Here is a 17,338-nt window from a genome sequence, read left to right as displayed (position 1 = left end):
ACAGCCCGGAAACTGTGGTCGGAAAGCTCAAAAAAACTTGAAATTACCGGGAGTTTAGCTCAGTTGGTTCAGAGCATCTGCCTTACAAGCAGAGGGTCGGCGGTTCGACCCCGTCAACTCCCACGAAAGGCCTTGCAGTATTGCAAGGCCTTTTTTTATGCCCCGAAGACCGTTGTTGTCATCTTCCCTTTTGGTCCACACGGTTACAGATACCTTTTTATTTTATTTCATGCCAGACCAGCCGGGTTTCTTTCCGCCTGAATCATTGTTTTTGCCGGGGCAAGTCAGTGTAAAAACGCATGCCAGTGTTGTGTTCCAGGCCTCCAAAGCGGGTTTAGCCCATATCTGGCACGGGTTTGAGCGGGTGAGCAACGAAGGAGTAACGAAGGAGTAACGAACAAGTAACGAACAAACAAACTTTGGTTGCTTGTTCGTTCATCTCCGGGGGAAGGTTCGTTATTCCTTCGTTGAAAACGGCCTTTTTGCGGTACAGGTACCGGAATCTGCACTTGGGCTAAATAATTCTGCACTAATGTCAAATGCTTCCCGTGCAGACCGGCCACCTTTGCAGAAAAGGATCAACATGCCGTTACGTATTCACCAATGTTTTACGCATTCGCAAAAAATTGACTGCTTTTTGCGGCAAACCGCCCCCTCCGGCGGTGATGCCGAGCAGATACCGGCCGTGCCTCCGGTAACAAAAAAGGTGCGCCGTTCCCGGCGCACCCTTCCTCTGCTCAAAAATTGCTTATTTCAGCAGCGATATTTTCCGGATGCAATTATTACCCAGGTCTGCCACAAAAATATTCCCTGCAGCGTCTGTACAGATGTCCGTAGGCTGGTTAAGCTGCGCAGACGTGCCCGGCCCGTCCAGGAAACCTTTGCCCGTACCGGCTATTGTGCTTACAATAGTGCCCGCCAGCTTGCGCACCTTGTTATTGTTGAGGTCAGCCACCAGTATATTGCCGTTACCGTCTACCGTAATGCCGTAAGGGTCTGCAAACCGTGCAGCAGCAGCCTCCCCGTCTTTGTAACCGGAAGTACCGTCTCCGGCCAGGGTAGTTACTTCTCCGGCCATGGTCACTTTGCGGATGCGGTGATTGAGCCGGTCTGCCACCACCAGGTTGCCTGCGGCATCGAGGGAAAGGCCGCTGGGGTTTTTCAGTTTGGCGGCGGTACCGGCGCCGTCTGCATAAGCTGCAGTACCATCTCCGGCCAGGGTGCTCACACTGCCGTCTGGCGTTATTTTGCGGATGCGGTGGTTCAGGTTGTCTGCTACGTATACATTCCCTGCCGCGTCTACCGCTACATCCAGCGGCTGGTTAAACATGGCGGTGTTTTTATCGCCATCTGCAAAACCTGCCGTGCCTTTGCCGGCAAAGGTGCTCACCGTGCCGTCTGGCGTTATTTTACGGATGCAGTGATTATCACGGTCTGCCACAAAAATATTACCCGCAGCGTCTACTGCCGATTTCCAGGGCAGCCTGAACCTTGCGGCAGTGGCGGTACCGTTTACAAAACCGGCAGCGTCTGCACCGGCTACGGTGCTCATTACACCTGCGGCAGACACTTTGCGGATGCGGTTATTGCCACGGTCTGTAATAATGAGGTTGCCGGCAGCGTCTACCACCACTCCTTCCGGGCTTTTCAGCCGCGCAACGGCCACAGGGCCATCTACGGAACCGGCATTCACATCACCCACAAACACTTTTACCGTATACTCTTCCGGCGGCGCTATGTAGGTAAATACAGGGCCGGTTATTTCCACGTTGCGCACGGCTACGGTAATAGTGCCGGTAGCGCCACCTTCAGGGCTCACCACCTGCAGCTGGCCTTCGTTGGCCTCAATCACAATAGCCTCCAGGCCATTAAACTTCACAATGTTTTCCGTGCGCACGCCGCTGAAGTGTTTGCCGCGTATGGTCACAATGGTAGACGGCGTGCCTTCCAGCGGCCATACGGTGTTGATCACCGGGGTGAACGCGGCGGTGGGCTCATTATCTTTATTACATGCCAGCATGGCCGTTAGCAGCAGGGCCAGGCAGCATTGTATGATCTTTTGCATAGCGATAGGGAGTTTTAAGGTTTGGAAACAATCATCCAGGCATTGCCTACGGGCCTGTTGCTGCCGTCAGACGGGCGGTTGCGCACCTGCCATACTTCCGCCAGCGGATGTTTGATCATGAAAGTGGAGGAACCGCCGCCATCTACGTTGATAGCTTTGGAGGCGCCGCATGCTTTCAGCATTTGTCCCAGTTCTGTAATGGTAACGCCGTTGGAATAATAAAAACTGCGGCCGTCTACCACCATGAAATACAGCTTGCCGTCGTTACTCATGCCCACGCCGGTGCGCGGCTCTATGGAAAGATCCGTCTGGGTCAGAATCACATTGTCTTTCACCAGCATGGGGCCGCCACCCAGCGCATCTTCAAAATCATCTTTCATGGCGGCAAAATCTTCCCGGTCCCCAATGAACAGTTCTCCGTTTTTCCGCACGCCCATGAAAGTGGCGCTGCGGGCATTGGCCCAGGTGGTTTTGAGCACCTTGCCATTGCGGATGAGGATGCCGCGCGGCTCCCCGGTGGTGGTATTGAAGAAGTCCGCGTTCACGCCGGCCAATACGCGGCCTTCGGCTGCCTGCAGGTATTTGGCCATATCCGGCACGGTTTGCATGGCGTAGGCGTCTACATTATAAGGCGTGGCAGCTTCCACCTTGAGCTTTGGATGGGTGAGGTCTACTTCCAGTATAAACATGTGCATGGCATAGCCGGTTTTACTGAGGTAGTGCACGTCCGTTTCCCGGATGCCTTCCGCCACCTGGAAAACCGTGTCTGAAAACACCTGCGCCACCAGGTCTGTGCTATCTGCTATCCGCTGTGTGAGCGGGCTTTGTATCACTGTATGCGGCACCTGCGCCTGTGAGTCTTTTTTGCAGCTGGCGGCTGCAAAACACAGCAGCATCAGTGCAGGTACAAGTTTCAGCTTGTTCATATCTTTTCTGATTGATGGTGTTAGTAGTCTTTGTTTTGTTCAAGCAGGTTATTCAACGCCAGCTCGTTCATGGGAATGGGATACCTGGATTCCCTGGCGGCCAGGCCCAGTTCTGCCGTTTTACCGGTGCGCACCAGGTCAAACCACCTGTACCCTTCTCCTAAAAATTCTTTTCTCCTTTCCAGCAGCACAGCATCCAGGTAGGCATTTTCATCAGCAGGCGAGATAGCTGCCAGGCCTCTTTCCGCCCGCAGCTCGTTGAGGCGGGGCAGGCCGGCCAGGCCCTGCGCTTCCGCGCTGATCAGGTACATTTCCGCCAGGCGGATGATCACCTGCGGGTCGGTGCCAGACTGGCCGCTGGGGTATTTGTTGATCACGCGAAGGCCCTGGTAGGTATCTACAGAAATAGCGGTGCGCTTGTCCGTGGCGGAGAACATGTCCATCACCTCTTGTGTGGGGCGGTAAACATAACTGCCCTTCACGGCGTGCGCATAGGTATAGAACAGCGTGCTCACACGTACGGAAGATTCAATGGTGAGGTTCTTGAAAGAAAAGATCTCTTCGGTATTGGCAGTGGCCCTGAAAATCTTCTCAAAAGCATCCAGCTTGAACAATCCGCTGCCAATCACTTCTTCTGCCAGCGCAGCGGCTTCTGCCTTTTTGTTCTGTGCCAGCTTTACCCGTGCCATCAATGCTTTGGCGGCCACGGAAGACACCTGGTAGTACTGCCCTGCCGCATAGGCCGGCGCCCCGTCTATGGCCAGCTGCAGCTCCTTTTCAATAAAGGCCCATACTTCCTGTTCCGTATTGCGCTTCACTTTTTCCTGCGTGTTTTTTTCCAGCACCGGCACGCCGCCCCAACGGGCTACCAGGTTGTAGTAGAGGTACCCGCGGAAGAAATGGGCAATGCCGGATATTTCCGTGTTGCGCTGGGTCACCGGCAGGCCTTCCACGGCCTGCAGCAGGTTGTTCACCTGGTACAGCGCGGAATAGTAACCGTTCCATGCGCCAGACATCAGCCCGTTCTCGGGGCGCAGCACGTTGCTGATGAAAGTGTTCAGCCCGCCGTCACTGGTGGCGCCGGCGTTAATGAGGTTGCCGCCTACCACATCAAAAGAAATATAAGACTCTGCGCCGGGCGCATTTTGCACACGATTGTAAATACCCACCAGGAAGGCTTCCACGTCAGCGGCAGACAAAGTATTGGTGGCCACGGCGGAATGTGATTTTACATCGAGCATTTTACTGCAGGAGGTAAACAGGCACAGGCCTGTGAACAACGCCGGTAATACGATTCGTTTCATGAGAATATTTTGCATCGGTTTAGAAATTCAGGTTAATGCCCAGGTTGAAGGAGCGCGGCTGCGGCAGCACCAGGTTATCCTGCCCCATATAGCGGGGGTCCATGTCTGAGCTTACTTCCGGATCCAGGCCGGAGTAGTTGGTGAGCAACGCCAGGTTGTCTGCCTGCAGGTACACCCTCAGGCGCCTGATCCTGGCTCTTGACAACCAGGAAGCCGGCAATTCATAACCCAGGGAAACGGTGCGCAACCGCAGGAAAGAACCATCTTCCATCCAGCGGCTGGAATTGTACAGGTTATAGGCATGGTTGTAAATGGCACGCGGGATGGTATTGCTGGTGCCAGGCCCCGTCCACCTGTTTTCGGCTACTCTTTTCACCACGTTCACCGCGTTCTGGCCCAGCCTTTCAATAGTGATGCGGGAAGTGGCGTACACTTCCTGGCCGTAGGTGTAGTTCAGGAAAACAGACAGGTCGAAGTTCTTGTAGCGGAAGGTGTTATTCCATCCGCCGTAAAAACTGGGATTGGAGCTGCCTACTATCTGGCGGTCGTTGATATCAATATTGCCGTCGCCGTTCACATCTTCATACCGCACGTCTCCCGCACGCACGCCTATCTTTTGCAGCGGTTCGGGTACTTCCTTGTCATCCTGGAAAATGCCTGTCATTTTATACACCCAAATGCTGCCGATGTCGTAACCTACCTGCAGGGCGCGGTTGTCTCCGATAGACAGTACGTCATTGTTGCCGATGAGTGAGGTAACGCGGTTTTTGATGAAGGAAATGTTGAAGTCTGATTTCCAGTTCAGCTCGCCAAAATTAAAGTCGGTATTCACGGAAGCTTCCAGGCCGTGGTTCAGCATGGAGCCAATGTTGCTGGTAATGCTGGTGAAGCCGGAGGTGCCGTGAATAGGCATGTTATACAGCAGGTTGGTGGTGTTTTTGCGGAAATAATCCAGCGTGATGTTGAGGGCGCCGCGAAGCAGGCCCAGTTCCACTCCTGCATCCAGCTGGTTGGCTTTTTCCCAGGTAAGCAGGTTGTTGCCGAAACCGGTGATGGCAATACCGCTCTTGCCGTCATAGTTGTAACCGCCGCCGGTGAGGGACTGGTAGGCATAGTTGCTCACCCCTTCCTGGTTGCCGGTAGAGCCGTAGCTGGCGCGCAGCTTCAGGTCTGTAGCAGGCATATTCCAGAAAGACTCGCGGGATACCTGCCAGCCTGCAGACACGGAGGGGAAATAACCGTACCGGTTGTCTGGCGAAAAGCGGGAAGAGCCGTCTGTACGGATAGACATGCCCAGCAGGTATTTGTTTTTCCATGCCAGGTTGGCACGGCCGAAGTAAGACTCCATGGCGTTGCCGTACAGGTTGGTGGAGGCGTTGTTGATCACGGAAGCGGCGGCCAATACGTCAAAGGAAGGCGCGGGGAAACCGTTGCCGTCAATGCCGTTGTCAGACACCGTCATGCGCTGGAAAGAGTGGCCGCCCAGCAGGTCGAGCTTCAGCTCCCCGAAGGTGCGGGAGTACGTGAGCGTGTTTTCCAGCAGCAGGTTGGTGAGCAGCCTGCGCTCGTCTACAATGCGGCCGTTGCCCGTGCCATAGGGATGTTTCTGGTTATAATAGATATAGTCATGCGTATAACCGATGTCTGAACCGAAGGAAGTTTTGAAGGTGAGGTCTTTGGTGAACTTCACTTCTGCAAATGCATTGCCCAGCATGCGGTAATTCTTCAGGTTGGCCACTTCCTCCTTCAGTATCTGGATGGGGTTGTGGTACACCAGGTCTGCCGTGCCGCCTACATAATAGTCGCCATTAGGCTTGTAGGGCCTGTCGAACGGGCGTTGCGGCAGGCTTCTGCCCATTACTGTAGAACCCAGGTTGGAGCCGGGCACGCGGTTGTTGTCTGAATAGCTGAAGCTGAGATTGACGCCGGTACGCAGCCAGCTCAAAGGTTCGCTGCTGAGGTTGATGCGGCCGGTATACTTCTTCAGGTCGTTATAAATCACGGTGCCTTGCTGGTTCAGGAAGCCGCCGGAGATATAGTACGTTGTTTTGTCGTTGCCGCCGGATACGGAAAGGTCTATATTCTGCGTCCAGCCTTTGCGCAGCACCTGGTCCATCCAGTCTGTATCCGGAAGGCCGGGGTACGGGTGGTCTACGCCGGGAATGAACTTGCTGTTGCCGGGCATATAACCGTACTGTTTGTTATAGTTGTCTATGGCTTCGTTCACCACTTCCAGGTACAGCTTTGAATCTGCCATTTCCACCTTGTGGAGGTTGGGCACTTCAGACACGCCGGTAAAGGCGTTGACGGTCAACTGGCCGCTGCCTTTGCGGCCGCTTTTGGTGGTGATGAGAATTACGCCGTTGGTGGCGCGTGAGCCATAGATAGCGGCGGAGGCGGCATCTTTCAGCACTTCCACAGACGCAATGTCTCCGGGGTTGAGCTGAGAGAGCGGGTTCATTTTGGTACCGAAGTTGGTCATGGCCGCATCATGCGGGATGATGGGCACGCCATCTATCACGTACAGCGGCTCGTTGCTGGCGCTGAGAGAACCTATGCCGCGCACGCTCACGCGCATGGCGCCGCCGGGCATACCGGAGGCGGAAGATACGTTTACGCCTGCCACACGGCCTTGCAGCAGCTGGTCAGGCCCGAGCACGGGGCGGGCATTCAGGTCATCCGGGCGAAAGGTGGCGATGGCGCCCGTCAGCTCCGTTTTTTTCTGCGTGCCGTAGCCTATCACCACCACCTGCTGCATATCCTGGCTTTCGCGTTTCAATTGTATGTTAAACTCCCTGCGCTCTCCTGTTTCAACGGTTTGTGTAGAAAACCCGATGTAGGAGAACACCAGGGTGGCGGGCGGCGTTACGTTGTTCAGCACAAACTGGCCGTTGCCGTCTGTAGTGGTGCCCAGGGAAGTTCCTTTCACGCTGACGGTTACGCCCGGCAGCGGATCTCCGTTCTCCGCGTCCCTTACGGAACCGGTGAGCCTGACAGCCTGCTGCTGCGTGGCCTGGGGCGTTTCTCCGCGCCGCACAAGAATAACCGTGTTATCCACGATCTTGTACGTGAGCGGCGAGCCTTCCAGGCAGCGGTCCATCACCTGCTCAATAGTAGCATCTTTGAGGCGCAGGGTGATTTTGGCAGCGGCGGCGGCCAGGTTCTCATCTTTGAAAATAAAGAGGTAGTTGCTTTGCTGGCGTACAATGCGGAACACCGTTTCCAGGCTGGCGTTGCTGACCTCCACGTTCAGGCGTTTGCTTTGACCTTTGGCGGCGGCGGAAAGTTGCAGGCCTGCCACCAGCATCAACAGCAGCAGCGTTTTAAAAGACCTCCCTGCAAGCGGGCGGATGCTGCGTTTGTTGCATAATGATCGTTTCATAGATTGAGCCGGTTTTATAATTCAGTTAAGCTTTTTACGCATGGGCATAGCGGCTCCGGCAGGCGCCTGCCGGGTTAGCTGATGTTGTGCGTGTGATGATGTTTATTTTTTGCTGACAGTTACTTTTCTTCCCTGCACCTCAAAATGCAGGTCTGCTGTTAGTTCCAGTATTTTCAGGGCCTGCAGCAGGGACTCTTGCCTGCGCATGGCGCCGGATACATGAATTTTCCCGTCCAGTCCCTCACTGTATGCCACTTCCACATCGTACCAGCGGCTGATGTCACGCATCACGGCCGCCAGCTCATCATTTTTAAAGGTGAAGATGCCGTTCTTCCAGGCTACTGCGTTCTCCACATCACCGGCGGAGCGTTGCAGCAGGCCGGAGCGCTGCTCCAGCGTGGTTTGCTCACCCGGTACAAGCGTCACGCGCTGGTTGCCGGCTACTACGCGCACAGCACCCTGCAGCAGCGTGGTGGTGAAATGGCGTTCTTCTGTGTAGGCATTGATGTTAAAGCTGGTGCCCAGCACCTGCACCGTCATGCCGTTCACCTTTACAAAAAACGGGCGCGCGGCATCTTGCGCCACTTCAAAATAGGCCTCACCGGTGAGGGTTACCGTGCGTTCGCTGCTGTTGAAGGCAGCGGGGTATTGCAGGGAGCTGGCTGCGTTCAGCCACACCCTGGTGCCGTCTGCCAGCTGCACGCGGTACTGCCCGCCATTGGGAGTGATCAGCGTGTTGCTGCCGTTGCCGCCGGGGCCGTATACCAGCTCCGCGTCCTGCTTGTGTACCCGCTCCCCGTTACCGGCGGTAATGGGGCCGTCTGCAGCCTGGTCCAACAAAACTGATTGGCCGTTACCCAGTACCAGGCGGGCTTTGTTGCCGCCGGGCGCCACATCGTGCAGCGGTGTGGCCTGAGGAAGTTCCGCAACTGGTTGCGGCTGGCCGGGGCGCAGCAGGAAGATAGCTGCGGCGGCAGCCAGGCCCGCTACAACGGCTGCGGCGGCTATGCCCCGCCAGCGGCGGAACATGGGCACCACCGGCGTTTGTGTGGCGGGCGCAGCTTGTGGCGCAGGCAGCTGCATGCGGTCATGAATCCGGGCCAGCAGCGTTTCAGACAGTTCCGGCGCAGGCATTTCAAACCCTTGCTGCCTGAAACGCTCCAGCATGTAGGCCTTCAGCTCCGTGCCGGGCGTATGCTCCAGGTAATGCAGCAACCAGCGGCATTCTTCATCCGTCCAGCGCGCTTTGGCCAGCAGCTCACGTAAATATGTTTCAGGTTGATTCAAAAGATCAGCTTTACGGTAAATACACCGGGGGTACCAAAAAGGGGGGTTGGGCGGGAAAGTTTTTCTAAAAAATCAGGGAAGAGTTTTCCGGGAGCGGCCATCTCACTGTTCAAACACCTTCGCAAACAGCGGAAAAACCGCCACCAGCGCCTGCCATTCAGGCTGCAGGCGTACGTACTCACGGATGAAGCGGCTGGCTTTCGTGATGTGCTCCTTTACGGTGTAGTGGGATATCTGCAATTCTCGGGCAGCCTCCGCGTAAGTTTTGCCCTGCATCTTGCATAGCAGGAATACTTTTTTGCGCTGCGGGGGCAGCTGGTCAATGGCCCGTTCCAGCATGTCCAGCTGAATGGAGGCAACCTGCCACTCGTCTTGCTCCGGCTCCGCCACATCAGGCGCCAGCTCCGCCGCTTTCAGCCGCTGCCGCAGGCTGGAGCGCAGGTAGTTAAGGGAGCGGTTATAACTCACCACAAAAAGCCAGTTGCCCGCAGGCTGGCCGGCATGCAGCAGTTTTCGCTTCTCCCAGAGGCGGATGAACACTTCCTGCACAATATCCTGTGCAGCAGCTTCCTCTTTCACCAGGTGGAGAATATTGGCGTACACTGCAGGAAAATACATGTGGTAAAGGGCATCGAATGCCGCTACACTATCCTCCTGCAATGCTGCTACTAATGCTATTTCTGCGGACTCTTTGGAAGACATGCCTCTTAGCTTGTTGATTTATGATACGGCCGGCAAATATTCTAAATATTGGTTGAATCCCTGTGCGGATAACGGCAAGTTAATATAAAAATAATACAACCGCGTATACATTAATCCAAATTCCCTTTCCGTTAAATGTGCCATGCAAAAGCAGGCAGGGCGCCGTTTCTTTGTACCGTCATCCGTTAGCCACCCCAGAAGATCATCTGTTGACCACCCCAAAATAATAAAGAAAGGGATGAAAATGTGCGGGAATACAAAGGGCTGACCCCTTATTGCAGGGTCAGCCCGATTTTTTTTGCAGGCTATGCCTGTTTTCTTATTGCGTATCGTCTTCTTCCAGCGGGTTCTTCTTCTCCCCTCCCTTGAATATCCGCTTCACGGCCTTGCCGATCCTGTTGATGTTCATCAGCTGCTCCTGTATGGGCCGCAGGGTAATATCCCCTTCCTGCATACCAGGCTCGTTGTTTTCCGTGGTACGTTGCTCAGGGTATACCAGTATCACATTGTTGTCTTTGAAATGCCGGGAAATCCTTCCGGGTATGCCTTCCAGGTAGGGCTGGTAAGAAAGCGTGCCTTTGCGGGCAGATACCACTACCAGCAGATCATCACGGGATACATTGCGGGCCAGTACCAGGAAGTCTTCGAGGTTGTCCAGCTTCTTGAACGTCAGCTCCACGCTGGCTTTTACCTCCGTCACAAAACGTTGAACGGCCGCCTGGGTGCGCACATCGCTGTACACCACCATCCTTGCCCCGGCTTGTTTGGCCAGCAGTATGATCTTCTGGATGTAGTGCGTAAAGCCCAGCTCGTACTCCGTATTTTGCGGCAGCACCAGCACCAGTTTTTTGGTGGTGTTGATGGGGTGATGGAACTGGCACACGTACACCGTTTCCCAGACGCTTTGCAACACGTTGTCTGTAGTGGTGCCGAAAATGTTGCCGAACAGGCGGTCTGTAGCGCTGTTCTTGTCACTCCAGCCCAGCACCACGTCAGATATCAGCAGCTCTTTCACAGCCCTGGAAATACCGTCTGTCACGTTCAGGTCTACGCGGGTAACCACCTGCACATTGCTTTCTGACGCGGCGGCGTGTATCACGGCCTTTTCCATCATTTTATTGCTGATGAATATCTTTTCCTTGGCCTCCTCATCGTCCTGCACCACAACCAGCGGGTATACCGGTGCGGCATTGGCGGGATTTTTCACCATCAGGGCAAAATCGAGCAATGATTCCATTCTTTCCGGGTTGGCAATGGGAATGAGGAAATGCTCCGGCCCGCCGGCTATTTCCGGTTTCTTCTCCGCCTCCCTGATGGCCAGTTTGCGGCCGGCGTTCTCCGTCACAAAAGAGCCCACCATGCAGGTAACCAGTATCAGCACAATGGTGCCGTTGAGCACATTTTCGTTAATGATGCCCATGTTGAACCCTATCAATACCACGGCAATGGTAGCCGCCGCATGGGAGCTGCTGAGGCCGAATATGACGTTGCGCTGGGTGGCCGTATAACCGAAAGAGAGCTGCGTGAAAAAGGCGGCCAGCCACTTGCTGAGCAAGGCCATGGCGGTGAGCGCGCCCGCTACGATGAGTGCCTCCGGGCCGCGGAGCAGCACGCGCAGGTCTACTATCATGCCCACCGAGATCAGGAAAAAAGGAATGAACAGCGCGTTGCCTACAAACTCTATGCGGTTCATCAACGGGGAAGTATGCGGTATCAGCTGGTTGAGCGCCAGGCCGGCCAGGAAGGCGCCGATGATGGCTTCCACGCCGGCCAGCTCCGCCAGGAAGGCAGCCAGGAACACCAGGGCTAATACAAAAATGAAGTGGGAGGTTTTATCGTCCTTTATTTTTTTGAAGAACCACCGGCCCACTGCCGGGAACCCCCATATTACAATAACGGTAAAAATAGCCAGCGATATGCCCAGCTTCAGCCAGAAGGCCGTATTGAGGTTGCCCTGCTCCGCACCGGTGATAATGGCCAGGATGAGGAGCACAGCGGTATCTGTAATGATGGTGCCGCCCACGGCCACGGTAACGGCTTCGTTCTTTGTGATGCCCAGGCGGCTGGCCAGCGGATAGGCTACCAGCGTATGGGTGGCAAACATGCTGGATATGAGCAGGGAAGCCATCAGCGAAAGGTTCAGCACATACGCACAGAGCAGGTAGCCCAGCACCAGCGGTATAAAAAAGGTGAATGCGCCAAACACCATGCTGCGGTGGCGGTTTTTGCGGAACTCCGTCATGTCCAGCTCAAGGCCCGCCAGGAACATGATGTACAGCAGGCCCGCATTACCGAACAGGTCTATGCTTCCTTTCTCTATGATTTTGAAACCATGATCTCCGATGGCCATGCCGGCCAGTATGAGGCCGATGATGCTGGGAATGCGGAACTTGCGGAGGATGATGGGCGCAAGCAGGATGATGAACAATACCAGCGAGAAAATGGGCACCGGGTCTTTTAGCGGCAAACTGAAACTCATTAATAAAACCAATCCTTTCATCAACAAATGTTTATCTTTTCAATAGTCAGCACAACCGGCATATCTGCCTGGTTACATGGCTGTTAATTTACAACCATTCTTTCAAACCACGGCATTGCCAAAAAAATGTAACTTTGTGAAAACAGTTGACTGACCATGAGTTATACGGGAACAGGCGTATCCGTGAAAGAACAGGAAGAAACGCTGGTGGAAACAGCTGAGCAGTTCCCCTTCAGTTTAGTAGTGTGGAACGATGATGTGAATACTTTCGAATGGGTGATCACCTCCCTGATGGAAGTATGCGGCCATACAGAAGAGCAGGCGGAGCAATGTGCCCTTATTATTCACTACAACGGCAAGTACGCCGTAAAGGAAGGCGAGTACAGGGAACTGAAGCCGATGTGCGAAGCCCTGCTGGACCGCGGTATCAGCGCAACCATTGTTGAAACGGTATCTACTTAATGCCCCTGTTTTATATACCTGAAGATGAACTGATTTTTCCGCCGCTGTCAGGCGCTGAGCCTGACGGACTGCTGGCCATTGGCGGCGACCTCAGTACAGAGCGGCTGCTGCTCGCTTACCGCTCCGGTATTTTCCCCTGGTACAGCCGCAAACCCATTCTCTGGTGGGCGCCAGACCCACGCTTTGTACTTTTCCCGAAAGAGCTGAGAGTGTCCCACAGCATGCGGCAGGTGCTGCGGAAAGGGCATTTCCAGATCAGCGTGAACACAGACTTTGAAGGCGTTATCAGCCAGTGCCGCACTATTCCCCGCAGCGGGCAGGATGGCACCTGGATTACGCGAGATATGCTGGAGGCCTACCTCCGGCTGCACAAGGCCGGTTACGCGCTCTCCGTGGAGTGCAGGCAAGAAGGAGAGCTGGTGGGCGGGCTTTACGGCGTCAGGCTGGGCCGCTGCTTTTTCGGGGAAAGCATGTTTTCCAGCGTAAGCAATGCTTCCAAAGCCGCCTTCATCACTTTTGTGGAGCAATACCGTACCGAGCTGGAAATAATTGACTGCCAGGTGCACACGCACCACCTGGCCTCACTGGGCGCAAGGTTCATCAGCCGGGTGAGCTTTGTAGATATGGTGCAGCGGTATGCGGGGTGAGGCCCAGCATACCCCCCACCGGTAGCGGGCCAGCCAGCACGCGCCCGAAACGCCCGGTCAGCCGCCTACTTCTTCTTTTCTCTCTTCTTCGTATAAGACCCCTCAAAAAAACATTTAATACCGCGGTAAGCGCCGCAGCCGGTTTCAGAAATGGTAACCCTGCTGCTGCTGAACTTGAATTCCAGAATGCAGGAAGTACGCTTGTCACGGAACTGGCCGGTATTGGCGGAAGTGAAGCGGCCCACGCCGTCCAGCTCACCGGTGCAGGCCCCGTTGTCTTTCGAGAAATGGATAAAGAACTGGAACTCTTTAGACGTTTCCCCGTCCCGTATAGCTACAAGGCTATGCTCTCCGGTACCATAGTTGGCTGAATACTTGTGTTTGCGGGGCAGGGTGTCTATGGGGTTGTACAGGCCTGCGTTCACGGGCTCGCTGGAATTGGTGAGTATCAATACCAGGCTGCCGTCAGGGTTGGCGGCATACACATCATCACGCGTGCCGCGCTGTAATTCTGTGGTGACGCGGATGTTAAATTTGTCGTCCAGCAGAAAACCCGTGCGCGGTTTGCCGCTGATGTTCTGCGCTACGAGGTGGCGCTGCAGAAAGGCGCCGTTCTTGTCGTACAGGCTCAGCCAGGCCGCGCTGCCTTTCTTTGCCCGGCCTTCCACCACAAAATACAGCATGTCTTCCCGTTCAATCAGCACCCTGGGAAAAAAGCGGGGTTTCTCCGCCGCGGTAAAGACGCCTTTGGCCAGGGTATCCGGCAAAAACTGCTTCACCACCCGCGCCTTCAGCGCCAGGCTGTCTGGCTGGGAACGCCGCAGGGAGTCTGCGTTGAGACGGTAACTTTTACCGCCGGCCGGGAAAAAATTCCTGAAATCTTCAAAAGTGAGCACACGGTCTTCATCGTTCACCTGTTTCGGTTTGTTGTTGCAAGCCGCCAGCAGGCCGGTCAATAGTGTCAGGAGTAGGATTCTGCGCATAGTATGTTTTCTGGAGCGAAAAGGTAAATAATATTCCATATATCCGCATAAATTATTGTATTTGGAAATTATTATTTAGATTTGTCTAAATTATATTTTAGATATCATGAAGTTGACGGTAGCAGAAGAGAACTACATCAAGTCCATTTACAAGCTGCAGGACGGCAGTACGGCGGTAAATACCAATGCCATTGCGTACGAGCTGGATACCAAGCCTGCTTCGGTAACGGACATGGCCAAAAAGCTCAAGGAAAAAAAACTGATAGACTACGAAAAATACCAGGGCATCACCCTTACGGCCGAAGGCCGCAAAATGGCCCTGCAGATAGTGCGGCGGCACCGGCTGTGGGAGTGTTTCCTGGTGGAGAAGCTGTCTTTCAGCTGGGATGAAGTACATGAAATTGCAGAGGAGCTGGAGCATGTTGGCAGTGAAAAGCTGGTGAACCGCCTGAGTGACTTCCTGGGCAACCCAACCACAGACCCTCACGGAGACCCCATCCCCGATGCGCAGGGAAAGATCAGCAAAAGCAAACAGCTGGTTTCGCTGGACAAGGCTACCACCCGCCGCCTGGAGGTTTCGGGGGTGAGCGACCAGTCTTCAGCCCTGCTGGAGTTCCTCCACGCCAAAGGCATCAAACTGGGCACGCAGATAGATGTGATAGAGCGGTATGAATTTGACAATTCCGTGGAGATCAAAATAAAGAACCAGCCCGCTTTCACTATCAGCGAGCAGGTGTCTAAAACCATTATGGTGAAACCATTGTAAAAAAAGTCGAATCACTTCAGATGAAGATACAAGACCACGCCGCTTCACTCAGTGAAGTACATCAGAGCGTAGATACAACAGGCAGGCACAAATCGGGCTTTCGCAAAATACTGGCCTTTTTCGGGCCGGCCTATCTTGTGAGCGTAGGGTATATGGACCCCGGCAACTGGGCTACAGACCTGGCGGGCGGCAGCAAATACGGCTATACGCTCATCTGGGTATTGCTCATGAGCAACCTGATGGCCCTGCTGCTGCAGAGCCTCAGCGCGCGGCTGGGCATTGTGCGCGGCCGTGACCTGGCGCAGGCCAACCGGGAAACCTATCCCGCCCCGGTCAACTTTTTACTGTATATACTGGCGGAAGTGGCCATTGCGGCCACAGACCTGGCGGAAGTGCTGGGCATGGCCATCGGTATACAGCTGCTCACCGGCCTGCCGCTGATGTGGGGTGTGTCTCTCACCGTGCTGGACACTTTTTTATTGTTGCTGCTGCAACGTTACGGCATCCGTAAAATGGAAGCCTTCATTATAGCGCTGGTGGCCATTGTTGGCACATCCTTCCTCATTCAGCTATTGCTGGCCAAACCAGACCTGCCGGAGGTGGCCAAAGGTTTTGTGCCTTCCCTGCCTGATGATACAGCATTATATATTGCCATCGGCATTATAGGCGCCACGGTGATGCCCCACAACCTCTATCTTCATTCCGCACTGGTGCAGACCCGCAAGATCCAGAAAACCGATGCCGGCATTAAACAGGCGTTGAAGATCAACTTCTGGGACACGGCCATAGCCCTTAACCTGGCCTTCTTCGTGAATGCCGCCATCCTGATACTGGCCGCTTCCGTATTCTTTACCGCCGGGCATACTGAAATTGCGGACCTGCATGAGGCGCACCGCATGCTGGAACCGCTGCTGGGCAGCAAGCTGGCCCCCATTCTCTTTGCGGTGGCCCTGATAGCCGCAGGGCAAAGCTCTACGGTAACGGGCACACTGGCAGGGCAAATAGTGATGGAAGGCTACCTGCGCCTGCGTATCAACCCCTGGCTGCGCCGCCTGCTCACAAGGCTGGTGGCCATCATTCCCGCCCTCCTCGTAATATGGATGGCGGGGGAAGAAAAAATTGGTGAGCTGCTGGTGTTCAGCCAGGTGCTGCTCAGCCTGCAGCTGGGCTTTGCCATTATTCCGCTCATTCACTTTGTGAGTGACAAACATACCATGGGCGGCTTTGCCATCAAGCCGTTGGTGAAAGTGGCCGCCTGGCTCATTTCTTCTGTACTGGTATATCTAAATGTGCGCATGGTTTGGGCGGAAGCCGGCTCCTTCATCAGTGAAAACCAGGTGTGGTGGGTAGATGTGCTGATATACGTTTCCGGCTTCTCTTTCCTCGCTTTGCTGGTCATCACCGTATTATATCCGTTCATCAGCCGTTACCGGCAAAAAGGTTCCGCCCGTATGCATGCTACCAAAGTAACCCTGGGCAGCCTGGAAGCGCCCGTGTACAAAAAAATAGCCATGGCCCTGGACTTTTCCCAGAACGACGAGAAGATCATTGCCAACGCCCTGGCGCAGGGGCAGCCAGATACAGAGTACATCCTGATACACGTGGTGGAAAGCGCCTCCGCCCGCTATTTCGGCAAGGAGGCCAATGATTTTGAAACGCAGAAAGACCAGGAGCAGATAGACACTTATCTCGCCCTGCTGGCCAGCAAAGGCATCAAGGCAAGGGGCGTGCTGGGGTACAAGCACCGCGCCAAATCCATTGTGCGCATTGTGAAACAGGAGCAGGCAGACCTGCTGGTGCTGGGCGGCCACGGCCATACCGGCCTTAAAGACTGGCTGTACGGTGAAACGGTGAACTACGTGCGGCATTATGTGCATATACCCGTACTAGTGATACAATAACGCGTATGCAACAGATATTCAGGCCCGGAGATATCAAGACCTTTACCCGCACGGTGCGGGCGGAAGATTGTGCCGCGTTTGACAGCGGCCGTGTACACCCCGTGTATGCCACCTTTGCGCTGGCCCGGGATGCGGAATGGTGCTGCAGGTTGTTTGTGCTGGATATGAAGGAGGAAGATGAAGAAGGCATTGGCACCATGGTACATGTGGAACACCTGTCTCCCGCCACGGCAGGCACTGCCGTTACTTTCACCGCCACAGTAGTGAAAGCCGAAGCGCACACCCTGCTCTGCCGCTTTGAGGCCCACGCAGGCAGCCGCCTGGTAGCACGCGGAGAACAGGAGCAGAAAGTGCTGAAAAAGAGCAGGCTGACGCAGCTCTTTTTGCAGGAAAAATAAACCCGCTCCCTCCACTCCCGTAAAAAAACTATCTTA

The 17,338-nt window shown here is 54.7% G+C and carries 13 protein-coding genes and 1 tRNA gene; 6 read left to right on the top strand and 8 right to left on the bottom strand.

What is annotated here, in order from left to right; translation table 11 throughout:
• Positions 1-48: 48 nt before the first annotated feature.
• Positions 49-123 (top strand) — tRNA-Val (locus tag ABDW36_RS09195).
• Positions 124-748: 625 nt separating this feature from the next.
• On the opposite strand, the gene ABDW36_RS09190 is transcribed toward ABDW36_RS09195, so the two are convergent.
• From ABDW36_RS09190 to ABDW36_RS09160, 7 genes are all read right to left on the bottom strand, one after another.
• On the bottom strand, positions 749-2,065 hold the full coding sequence (locus ABDW36_RS09190) for an IPT/TIG domain-containing protein (protein WP_343701593.1): 1,317 nt from the start codon (positions 2,063-2,065) through the stop codon (positions 749-751).
• 14 nt (positions 2,066-2,079) lie between these two features.
• Positions 2,080-2,991 carry a phosphodiester glycosidase family protein gene (locus ABDW36_RS09185; protein ID WP_343701592.1) on the bottom strand — a complete coding sequence of 304 codons (912 nt, stop codon included), beginning with the start codon at positions 2,989-2,991 and terminating at the stop codon, positions 2,080-2,082.
• Positions 2,992-3,011: 20 nt separating this feature from the next.
• Complete coding sequence (locus ABDW36_RS09180; RefSeq protein ID WP_343701591.1) at positions 3,012-4,295, bottom strand: RagB/SusD family nutrient uptake outer membrane protein; 1,284 nt, start codon at positions 4,293-4,295, stop codon at positions 3,012-3,014.
• A gap of 19 nt (positions 4,296-4,314) precedes the next feature.
• Positions 4,315-7,677 (bottom strand): TonB-dependent receptor, encoded by a 3,363-nt coding sequence (locus tag ABDW36_RS09175; RefSeq protein ID WP_343701590.1) that lies wholly within the window; start codon positions 7,675-7,677, stop codon positions 4,315-4,317.
• 102 nt (positions 7,678-7,779) lie between these two features.
• Positions 7,780-8,964: a FecR domain-containing protein gene (locus ABDW36_RS09170; protein ID WP_343701589.1), complete on the bottom strand. Its 1,185-nt coding sequence runs from the start codon at positions 8,962-8,964 to the stop codon at positions 7,780-7,782.
• A gap of 102 nt (positions 8,965-9,066) precedes the next feature.
• Positions 9,067-9,666, bottom strand: coding sequence for an RNA polymerase sigma-70 factor (locus tag ABDW36_RS09165; RefSeq protein ID WP_343701588.1), 600 nt, complete (start codon positions 9,664-9,666; stop codon positions 9,067-9,069).
• Between the two features lie 319 nt (positions 9,667-9,985).
• Entirely contained in the window at positions 9,986-12,145 is a 2,160-nt protein-coding gene (locus tag ABDW36_RS09160; RefSeq protein WP_343701587.1) for a cation:proton antiporter, read from the bottom strand.
• Positions 12,146-12,301: 156 nt separating this feature from the next.
• Between ABDW36_RS09160 and ABDW36_RS09155 the strand changes: the two genes are divergently transcribed.
• A complete protein-coding gene (locus ABDW36_RS09155) occupies positions 12,302-12,607 on the top strand; it encodes an ATP-dependent Clp protease adaptor ClpS (RefSeq protein ID WP_343701586.1) in 306 nt (101 codons plus the stop codon).
• Positions 12,607-13,254: a leucyl/phenylalanyl-tRNA--protein transferase gene (gene aat, locus ABDW36_RS09150; RefSeq protein ID WP_343701585.1), complete on the top strand. Its 648-nt coding sequence runs from the start codon at positions 12,607-12,609 to the stop codon at positions 13,252-13,254. Before ABDW36_RS09155 ends, aat begins: the two co-directional genes overlap by 1 nt.
• A 65-nt stretch (positions 13,255-13,319) precedes the next feature.
• On the opposite strand, the gene ABDW36_RS09145 is transcribed toward aat, so the two are convergent.
• Positions 13,320-14,237, bottom strand: coding sequence for a hypothetical protein (locus tag ABDW36_RS09145; protein WP_343701584.1), 918 nt, complete (start codon positions 14,235-14,237; stop codon positions 13,320-13,322).
• Between the two features lie 106 nt (positions 14,238-14,343).
• On the opposite strand from ABDW36_RS09145, the gene ABDW36_RS09140 reads away from it, so the two are divergent.
• Genes ABDW36_RS09140 through ABDW36_RS09130 form a run of 3 tightly spaced genes read left to right on the top strand, consistent with a single transcriptional unit; the run spans position 14,344 to position 17,302 of the window.
• Positions 14,344-15,003: a metal-dependent transcriptional regulator gene (locus ABDW36_RS09140; protein ID WP_343701583.1), complete on the top strand. Its 660-nt coding sequence runs from the start codon at positions 14,344-14,346 to the stop codon at positions 15,001-15,003.
• Positions 15,004-15,023: 20 nt separating this feature from the next.
• Complete coding sequence (locus ABDW36_RS09135; protein WP_343701582.1) at positions 15,024-16,904, top strand: Nramp family divalent metal transporter; 1,881 nt, start codon at positions 15,024-15,026, stop codon at positions 16,902-16,904.
• Positions 16,905-16,909: 5 nt separating this feature from the next.
• Positions 16,910-17,302, top strand: a complete 393-nt coding sequence (locus tag ABDW36_RS09130) for a hypothetical protein (RefSeq protein WP_343701581.1) — start codon at positions 16,910-16,912, stop codon at positions 17,300-17,302.
• Positions 17,303-17,338 lie beyond the last annotated feature (36 nt).

This window comes from Chitinophaga sp. (assembly GCF_039596455.1).
Lineage (GTDB): Bacteria > Bacteroidota > Bacteroidia > Chitinophagales > Chitinophagaceae > Chitinophaga.
Note: the sequence above shows the minus strand (reverse complement) of the source record. Positions and strands in the feature narration are given on the sequence as shown.

Excerpts from the sequence above, each read along its gene's own strand:
- ABDW36_RS09185 (WP_343701592.1), bottom strand. The coding sequence starts at position 2,991 with ATGAACAAGCTGAAACTTGTACCTGCACTGATGCTGCTGTGTTTTGCA.
- ABDW36_RS09135 (WP_343701582.1), top strand. The coding sequence starts at position 15,024 with ATGAAGATACAAGACCACGCCGCTTCACTCAGTGAAGTACATCAGAGC.
- ABDW36_RS09160 (WP_343701587.1), bottom strand. The coding sequence starts at position 12,145 with ATGAGTTTCAGTTTGCCGCTAAAAGACCCGGTGCCCATTTTCTCGCTG.
- ABDW36_RS09155 (WP_343701586.1), top strand. The coding sequence starts at position 12,302 with ATGAGTTATACGGGAACAGGCGTATCCGTGAAAGAACAGGAAGAAACG.
- aat (WP_343701585.1), top strand. The coding sequence starts at position 12,607 with ATGCCCCTGTTTTATATACCTGAAGATGAACTGATTTTTCCGCCGCTG.
- ABDW36_RS09190 (WP_343701593.1), bottom strand. The coding sequence starts at position 2,065 with ATGCAAAAGATCATACAATGCTGCCTGGCCCTGCTGCTAACGGCCATG.
- ABDW36_RS09130 (WP_343701581.1), top strand. The coding sequence starts at position 16,910 with ATGCAACAGATATTCAGGCCCGGAGATATCAAGACCTTTACCCGCACG.
- ABDW36_RS09140 (WP_343701583.1), top strand. The coding sequence starts at position 14,344 with ATGAAGTTGACGGTAGCAGAAGAGAACTACATCAAGTCCATTTACAAG.
- ABDW36_RS09165 (WP_343701588.1), bottom strand. The coding sequence starts at position 9,666 with ATGTCTTCCAAAGAGTCCGCAGAAATAGCATTAGTAGCAGCATTGCAG.
- ABDW36_RS09180 (WP_343701591.1), bottom strand. The coding sequence starts at position 4,295 with ATGAAACGAATCGTATTACCGGCGTTGTTCACAGGCCTGTGCCTGTTT.
- ABDW36_RS09175 (WP_343701590.1), bottom strand. The coding sequence starts at position 7,677 with ATGAAACGATCATTATGCAACAAACGCAGCATCCGCCCGCTTGCAGGG.
- ABDW36_RS09145 (WP_343701584.1), bottom strand. The coding sequence starts at position 14,237 with ATGCGCAGAATCCTACTCCTGACACTATTGACCGGCCTGCTGGCGGCT.